Annotated in this window: 1 rRNA gene; it reads left to right on the plus strand. The window is 55.6% G+C overall.

From position 1 onward, the window contains the following. Nucleotides 1-188 precede the first annotated feature (188 nt). A 16S ribosomal RNA gene (locus ACWGQ2_RS18300) occupies nt 189-1,717 on the plus strand. Nucleotides 1,718-1,890: the final 173 nt, after the last annotated feature.

A 1,890-nucleotide genomic window follows, 5' to 3' on the forward strand; every position in this document is an offset into this window, starting at 1 on the left:
GCCGGATGTGCCTGTTGTTTGAGAACTCAATAGTGTGCCAAGTTTATTGATACCGATTATTTATTGATTGGTTGAATTGGCTGTCCTGCCCACCCCGTGGGTGTGGATGGTTTTTTTAGCTGGTTTCGAATTTAGTGCATGACTGTGCAGCCAATTTTCCTTGGCTCCGGTTGTGTGTCTGTAACACATTTACGGAGAGTTTGATCCTGGCTCAGGATGAACGCTGGCGGCGTGCTTAACACATGCAAGTCGAACGATGACTTCTGTGCTTGCACAGAATGATTAGTGGCGAACGGGTGAGTAACACGTGAGTAACCTGCCCTTGACTTCGGGATAAGCCTGGGAAACCGGGTCTAATACCGGATACGACCTCCTGGCGCATGCCATGGGGGTGGAAAGCTTTATGCGGTTTTGGATGGACTCGCGGCCTATCAGCTTGTTGGTTGGGGTAATGGCCCACCAAGGCGACGACGGGTAGCCGGCCTGAGAGGGTGACCGGCCACACTGGGACTGAGACACGGCCCAGACTCCTACGGGAGGCAGCAGTGGGGAATATTGCACAATGGGCGGAAGCCTGATGCAGCGACGCCGCGTGAGGGATGACGGCCTTCGGGTTGTAAACCTCTTTCAGCAGGGAAGAAGCGAAAGTGACGGTACCTGCAGAAGAAGCGCCGGCTAACTACGTGCCAGCAGCCGCGGTAATACGTAGGGCGCAAGCGTTATCCGGAATTATTGGGCGTAAAGAGCTCGTAGGCGGTTTGTCGCGTCTGCTGTGAAAGCCCGGGGCTCAACCCCGGGTCTGCAGTGGGTACGGGCAGACTAGAGTGCAGTAGGGGAGACTGGAATTCCTGGTGTAGCGGTGAAATGCGCAGATATCAGGAGGAACACCGATGGCGAAGGCAGGTCTCTGGGCTGTAACTGACGCTGAGGAGCGAAAGCATGGGGAGCGAACAGGATTAGATACCCTGGTAGTCCATGCCGTAAACGTTGGGCACTAGGTGTGGGGGACATTCCACGTTTTCCGCGCCGTAGCTAACGCATTAAGTGCCCCGCCTGGGGAGTACGGCCGCAAGGCTAAAACTCAAAGGAATTGACGGGGGCCCGCACAAGCGGCGGAGCATGCGGATTAATTCGATGCAACGCGAAGAACCTTACCAAGGCTTGACATGAACCGGTAAAGCGTAGAAATACGCTCCCCACTTGTGGCCGGTTTACAGGTGGTGCATGGTTGTCGTCAGCTCGTGTCGTGAGATGTTGGGTTAAGTCCCGCAACGAGCGCAACCCTCGTTCTATGTTGCCAGCGGGTTATGCCGGGGACTCATAGGAGACTGCCGGGGTCAACTCGGAGGAAGGTGGGGACGACGTCAAATCATCATGCCCCTTATGTCTTGGGCTTCACGCATGCTACAATGGCCGGTACAAAGGGTTGCGATACTGTGAGGTGGAGCTAATCCCAAAAAGCCGGTCTCAGTTCGGATTGAGGTCTGCAACTCGACCTCATGAAGTTGGAGTCGCTAGTAATCGCAGATCAGCAACGCTGCGGTGAATACGTTCCCGGGCCTTGTACACACCGCCCGTCAAGTCACGAAAGTTGGTAACACCCGAAGCCGGTGGCCTAACCCCTTGTGGGAGGGAGCCGTCGAAGGTGGGACCGGCGATTGGGACTAAGTCGTAACAAGGTAGCCGTACCGGAAGGTGCGGCTGGATCACCTCCTTTCTAAGGAGCACCTGAAACTGGTGTGTTCTTCCACAGTGTTGGATGCACGGTTTCCAGGAGTAAAGCCCGCTGCGAAGGCATATGTTCTTCGGCGGGTGCTCATGGGTGGAATATCAATGAACAGGTTTGTCCGGGTTGTTCCGGGCCGGTGAGTACGCCTCCTTTGCGGGGTC

This window comes from Arthrobacter sp. NPDC055585 (assembly GCF_053619115.1).